Source organism: Streptomyces xiaopingdaonensis (genome assembly GCF_000262345.1).
GTDB classification, from domain to species: domain Bacteria; phylum Actinomycetota; class Actinomycetes; order Streptomycetales; family Streptomycetaceae; genus Streptomyces; species Streptomyces xiaopingdaonensis.
In genome coordinates, this window is sequence record NZ_AJTQ01000039.1 from 1 (window position 1) to 5387 (window position 5387).

7 protein-coding genes are annotated in these 5387 nt (G+C 74.7%); 3 read left to right on the forward strand and 4 right to left on the reverse strand.

Annotated elements, in window-relative coordinates; all coding sequences use genetic code 11:
* Positions 1-14 precede the first annotated feature (14 nt).
* From UWG_RS0102560 to epsC, 4 genes are read right to left on the reverse strand one after another with little or no spacing between them, the layout of a single operon-like run.
* The gene (locus tag UWG_RS0102560) at positions 15-962 is read right to left on the reverse strand and encodes a DMT family transporter (protein ID WP_016905642.1); all 948 of its coding nucleotides are present in this window, start codon (positions 960-962) and stop codon (positions 15-17) included.
* A 2-nt stretch (positions 963-964) separates the two neighbouring features.
* Positions 965-1483 carry a cupin domain-containing protein gene (locus UWG_RS0102565; RefSeq protein WP_016905643.1) on the reverse strand — a complete coding sequence of 173 codons (519 nt, stop codon included), beginning with the start codon at positions 1481-1483 and terminating at the stop codon, positions 965-967.
* Positions 1484-1529: 46 nt separating this feature from the next.
* Positions 1530-2498, reverse strand: a complete 969-nt coding sequence (locus UWG_RS0102570; protein WP_016905644.1) for a PLP-dependent cysteine synthase family protein — start codon at positions 2496-2498, stop codon at positions 1530-1532.
* A gap of 45 nt (positions 2499-2543) precedes the next feature.
* Positions 2544-3134, reverse strand: coding sequence for a serine O-acetyltransferase EpsC (epsC, locus tag UWG_RS0102575; RefSeq protein WP_016905645.1), 591 nt, complete (start codon positions 3132-3134; stop codon positions 2544-2546).
* A gap of 374 nt (positions 3135-3508) precedes the next feature.
* Here epsC and UWG_RS0102580 point away from each other — a divergent pair, with 374 nt between their 5' ends.
* The 3 genes from UWG_RS0102580 to UWG_RS29360 form a co-directional block, all read left to right on the forward strand.
* Positions 3509-3781, forward strand: coding sequence for a tautomerase family protein (locus UWG_RS0102580; RefSeq protein ID WP_033195932.1), 273 nt, complete (start codon positions 3509-3511; stop codon positions 3779-3781).
* Positions 3762-5045 carry an ATP-grasp domain-containing protein gene (locus UWG_RS0102585; RefSeq protein WP_016905647.1) on the forward strand — a complete coding sequence of 428 codons (1284 nt, stop codon included), beginning with the start codon at positions 3762-3764 and terminating at the stop codon, positions 5043-5045. The genes UWG_RS0102580 and UWG_RS0102585 overlap by 20 nt, the downstream gene beginning before the upstream one ends.
* A 79-nt stretch (positions 5046-5124) precedes the next feature.
* The coding region (locus UWG_RS29360) for a hypothetical protein (protein WP_033195931.1) at positions 5125-5387 on the forward strand (263 nt) is incomplete at its 3' end.

The window sequence follows — 5387 nt, forward strand, 5'->3', positions numbered from 1 at the left end:
GGTGCGCGGTCGCCTCAGCGCCCGGCGTTCTGCGGGACGCGCTCGACGGGTTCCGCGGCGGGCACGCGCTTCGGCCGGTCGGCCGGCTTCCGCAGCCGGCCCTCGGCGAAGCCGAGCGCGAGGATCACCACGGCGCCTCCCACGGGGACGTTCCAGCCCACGGACTCGCCCAGCGCCACGGCGCCGACGATCACCGAGAAGACGGGGACCAGGTAGTTGACCCCGGAGGCCGTGGTCGGGCCGGCGTCCGCGATGAGCCGGTTGAGCAGGACGAAGGCGAGGCCGGTGGACGCGGCGCCGAGCAGCACCAGCGCGAGCACGGGCTTGACCGCGAGGTCGCCGGCGAGCGTCCAGCCGGAGACGAACGTCGTGACGACCGCGGTGATCACGGTCCCCGAGGTGAGCTGTCCCGCGGTCACGGCGAGCGCGGGGATCTTGTGCGGGGCGATGAAGCGCCGGACGTAGACGAAGCTCACCGCGTAGCTCGCGGCGGCGCCGATGCACGCCAACTGCCCGCCGACGGAGCCCAGTCCGCCGGCGGCCCAGGGCCCGACGATGACGACGAGGCCGACGAACCCGGCGGCGAGCCCGACCACCTTCCGCGACGTCGGCTTCTCCTCCGGAATGGCGAGGGCCGCGATCCCCAGCGTCACCAGGGGAGTTGCCCCCTGGATCACGCCGGCGACGCTCGCGGTGGTGTGCTGCTCGCCGACGGCGAAGAGGGTGAAGGGGATCGCGTTGCCGAAGACGGAGGCGACGACGATGTGCCCCCACACCGGCCGCGCCGGCAGCGGGATGCGCTTGAGCGCGACGATCGCGGCGACGACGAGGGCGCCCACGAGGAGCCGCCCCGTGGCGAGTTGGAGCGGCTCGAACGCGTCGAGCGAGACCTTGATGAAGGCGAAACTGCATCCCCACAAGGCGGCGAGCAGCAGGAACCGTCCCCAGCTGGCGGTGTTCATGGTCACTCTCCCGGTGATGTCTGGTCGTGGTGGTGCGCGTGGGTGTGGTGGTGCGGTGCTGCGTCGGGATCGACCTCGTACTGGTCGAACTCCTCCATCAGCGCGACCATCTCCTCCCTGCTCGGCTTGTTGCCGTCGGCGAGCAGGCGGGAGAGCCCCTCGAAGAAGCCCTCGCGGTGCTCGGCGGGGGTGAAGATGATGAGCATCTCCGCAAGCGCGGCGCTGTCGTTGCGGAAGCCGTGCACGGCCCGTTCGGGCACGTGGAGGAAGTCGCCGGCGTGCGCCGTCCGCCAGCCGGTCCCGTCGTGGAGCGCCACTTCCCCGCGCAGCACGTAGAACGACTCGGCGATGCGCGTGTGGTAGTGGGGCGCCGCGCCGGAGGCGCCGGGAAGCATGCTGTGGTGGAAGATGCCGAGGCGGCCGTCGGTCGCTCCGGCGGGGGCGATGAACCGCGTGGTCGTCGTCTCCCCGATGCGGACCGTGCGCGCGTCGTCGAACGCGTGGAGCGCGGCCAGGGTCATGGTCTCTCACGTCCTCTCTCGGTGGGGCGCTGCGGCCTTCGGACGCTCACTCGTCCCACATGCTCAGGTAGCGCTCGCCGGTGTCGGGCAGGACCGTGACGACGGTCCGCCCCGCGTGCCGGTCCTCCGCGGCGAGGGCCGCGCTGACGTGCGCCGCGGCGCCGGAGGAGACCCCGGCGAACACGCCCTGGCCGCGGGCGAGTTCGCGGGCGGCGGCGAGCGCGTCCTCGTCGGGGACGGTGCGGACCTCGTCGATGAGCGAGACGTCGGTGGTCTCCGCGACGAACCCGCCGGTGAGGCCGGGGATGCGGTGCCGTCCCGCGTAACCGCGGGAGAGGACGGGGGAGTTCTCCGGCTCGACGGCGACCACGTGCACGGCCGGGTCCGTCTCCTTGAAGTACCGGGCGATGCCGGTGAGCGTCCCGCCGGTGCCGACGCCGCAGACGAGTGTGGCGAGCCGGCGTCCGGTGGCGCGGAGCGCCGCGTCGATCTCGGGGCCCGTCGTCTCGTAGTGCGCGCGGACGTTGTCCTGGTTCTCGTGCTGGCAGGGGAACCACGACCCCGGGGTGGCGGCGTGGATCTCCTCCGCCTTCTCGATCGCGCCCGGGTACCCCTGCTCGCTCGGCGTCTGCACCACCTCGGCGCCGAGGGCCCGCAGGAGCCGTACGCGCTCGGTGGTGGCGTTGTCGGGGAGCACGATGACGCACCGGTAGCCGCGCGAGGCCGCGAACGCCGCGAGCGAGATCCCGGTGTTGCCGGACGTGGCCTCCACGATCGTGCCGCTGCCGGGCAGGAGTTGGCCCCGGTCCTCGGCGCCGCGGATCATCCGCAGCGCCGCCCGGTCCTTGCTGCTCGACATCGGGTTGGCCGACTCCAGCTTGGCGAGCACCTCGGCACCGGGCGCGGCCGCCGGAAGGCGGAGCCGGAGCAGCGGCGTCGAGCCGACGAGGTCCTCGACGCTCTCGGCGACCGCGGGAAGGCGGCGGGTCTTCTGCGGGGGGCTGATGGTCTCCATGGGAGGGGGTCCTCACGTTGGTGGGGCGGAGGTGGGCGGCGCGGGCTACCAGGAGCCGGCCGAGGCGATGTCGGCGAAGACGTCGGTGAGCAACTCGGGCTGCCTGCCCGGCTCCTTGACGACGGCGGTCGGCGCCAGCACGCGCGAGCCCGCGGGGACGTCCTTGTTGACGAGGGCCTGCGCGCCGATGACCGCCCGGTCGCCCACGGTCACGGGCCCGAGCACGGTCGCGTTGGCGCCGAGGACGACACCGCGGCCGACCACGGGGTGGCGCCGGGCGCCCGGCGGACGGGCGTTGTCGCTCCACCAACCGACGGCGCCGAGCGTCACCTGGTGGTAGAGGGTCACGTCGTCGCCGATGCGGCAGGTCTCGCCGATCACCACGGCGGCTCCGTGGTCGATGAAGACACGGCGGCCGAGTTCGGCCCCCGGATGGATCTCCACCGCGGTGACCTTCCGTGCCCACCGCGCGAGCAGCTTCGCGGGCAGCCGCATCCCTCGCGTGTGGAGCCGGTGGGCGACCCGGTGGCTCCACAGCGCGGTGAGCGCGGGATGCAGCGACGCCTCCAGGCGCCCGCGTACGGAGGGGTCGCGCTCGACCACCGCACGCAGGTCCTCGCCCATCGTCCGCAGCATGCCCGGCCGTTCGGGGCGCGTGCGGGGAGCGTGTACGGGGGCGGCGCCGCGGCGCCTGGGCGGCGGAAGGGTCTTCCGCCGTGAGGTGAGCGAGGCATTCATGGACACTCCGGGGCTGTCGTCTACCGCGGCCGGCGCTGCCGCACCGGCTCCCGACACGGCAGACACTCCCGCCACCGCTTCCCGATCGCTTCCCGGCCCGTTCCCCCGCCCCGTGCGCCGCGGTGCCGGGCGGAACCAGGGGGACGGGAAGAGAACGGGAGGCGGAAGGGAACGCCCCTGTGCACGCTCGACGAGTCGGAGCGGTCCGCCTCCGGCCGGCAGCCTCACGCGCGGCACTCACGGCGCGTGGAGCCATGTGGAAGGAGATCGTCATGCCCGTCGTCACCGTGGACTGGTGGAAGGGGAACGACCGCAGTCGGCGTGCCCGGCTCGTCTCGGAGGTCACGAGCACCGTCGCGCGCGTCGCCGGCTGCCCGGGCGAGGCGGTGACCGTCATCGTCAGGGACGTGGAGCCCGCGTACTGGGGGAAGGGAGGAGAGCTCGCCGACGCGGCAGCCTCCGGGGAGGTGGAGGACGAGCGGACGGCGGCGGAGACCCCGCCCGCGGACGAGCCGGAGCACGGCCGTGAACTCACCAACCGCTGACCGTGGCCCCCGGGGCCGCGACCGTCGGGACCTGGGAGCGCTGCTCCTCGTCGAGCCCGAGTGGGCGGCGGTCAGAGCCGCCGCCGCGGCCGGCTTCGAAGTCCTGGCGCTCGTCGGCCCCGAGCGGGAAGAGCCGCCGTACGGAACGGAGTCGGGCCTCGGCGGCCCCCTCCTCCGCGCCGACCTCCGCGACCCGGAAGCGGTGCGCGCGCTCGTCTCCGCGACGACGCGCACGCAGCGGATCGCCGGTCTTGTGGCGTTCGGGTCGGCCGGCGAGTTCCCGGCCGTGCGGGAGACGGCGGAGGCACTGTCGCTCACGGCGAACCCCGCCGCGTCGGCCCGCCTCCTCGGCGACCCGATCGAGCGGCGCCGGCTCCTCAACCGCGGGAGCGGCGGGTACGTCGCCTACGCGCTCGCGGATACCGACGACGAACTGGGCGCGGCCGTCAGGAAGTTGGGCCCGCGCGCCACCGTGCGCCACGTCGAGGGGAGCCCGCGGGCCGGTCCCGGGGGCCGGGACGAGGGCGTCTACCTCGTCGAAGAGGCCCTCGACGGGCCGCGGTTGGGCGTCGAGACGGTGACCGTCGACGGGATGCACCACGTGCTGGGCCTCGCCTCGCTCCACCACGCCTGCGCCTCGGTCAGCGGCCACCTGCTGCCGGCGCCGCTCGGGCGGGAGGAGGAGGCGCAGACCCGGGCGGCCGTCACCGGGCTGCTCGACCTCGCCGGGTACGAGTGCGGCCCCGCGTACACCGTCGTCGCGCTCACCGCGGACGGGCCGCGCGTCGTCGGCGCGAGCGCACGCCAGGCGTCGGGCCCCGTGGCCGGGCTCCTCGCACCGGCGACGGGGCTCGACCGCGACGCCGAGTTCTTCGGGCTGCTCGCGGGCGGCTCCCTCGGCCGCCCCGTCGCGGGGCGCCACGCGTTGGCGGCGCCGCTGCGGCCGCCGGCCGGGTGGCTGCTGTCCGTGGAGGGGATCGAGGAGATCGCCGCGCTGCCGGGCGTGTGCGAGCTCTCGTTCCCGTACCTTCCCGGCGACCGGGTGCCGGAGGGGGAGGACGGCACCGACCGGTGGCCCGGGTACGTCGTCGTCGCGGCGGACTCGCCCGGCGAGGCGGCGCACCTGGTGACGGCGGTACGGAGGCTCTTCCGGGCGCACGTGGCGGAGTCCGGGCGCCTCCCGGCAGGCGGTGGGCGCGCCGTGGTGCGCGGCCCGCACCGCTCCTTCCCGCCTGGTTCCCGTTTCGGCGGCGGCGGGGGGTAGCGGAAGCGGAACGGCAGGGGAGCGCGGCGCGCGACCTTCTTCTCGTCAGCACCGCGCCACCTCACCTAAGGCAGGGACTATGTGCAGCAAGTCGGCCACACTGGCTGGGTTTCTCGCGACCGGCGTCCTCACCCTCGGCCTCGCCGCCCCGCTCGCCGCGGCGCAGCCGACCTGGCCCGGCACACCGTCGAACGTGACGGTGCTCGGTGCGGGGCTCGACTCGCCGGCGGGGGAGGGACCGAACCTGGTGTCGGGTGAGGGTCCGAACGCGGCGGTGGCGGAGGGCGAGGGGCCCAACTTCGCCGTGCTGGACGGTGAGGGGCCGAACTCGGCGTCGGGTGA

Coding starts and splice junctions, on each gene's coding strand:
- UWG_RS0102560 (WP_016905642.1), bottom strand. CDS start 962: ATGAACACCGCCAGCTGGGGACGGTTCCTGCTGCTCGCCGCCTTGTGG.
- UWG_RS0102565 (WP_016905643.1), bottom strand. CDS start 1,483: ATGACCCTGGCCGCGCTCCACGCGTTCGACGACGCGCGCACGGTCCGC.
- UWG_RS0102570 (WP_016905644.1), bottom strand. CDS start 2,498: ATGGAGACCATCAGCCCCCCGCAGAAGACCCGCCGCCTTCCCGCGGTC.
- epsC (WP_016905645.1), bottom strand. CDS start 3,134: ATGCTGCGGACGATGGGCGAGGACCTGCGTGCGGTGGTCGAGCGCGAC.
- UWG_RS0102580 (WP_033195932.1), top strand. CDS start 3,509: ATGCCCGTCGTCACCGTGGACTGGTGGAAGGGGAACGACCGCAGTCGG.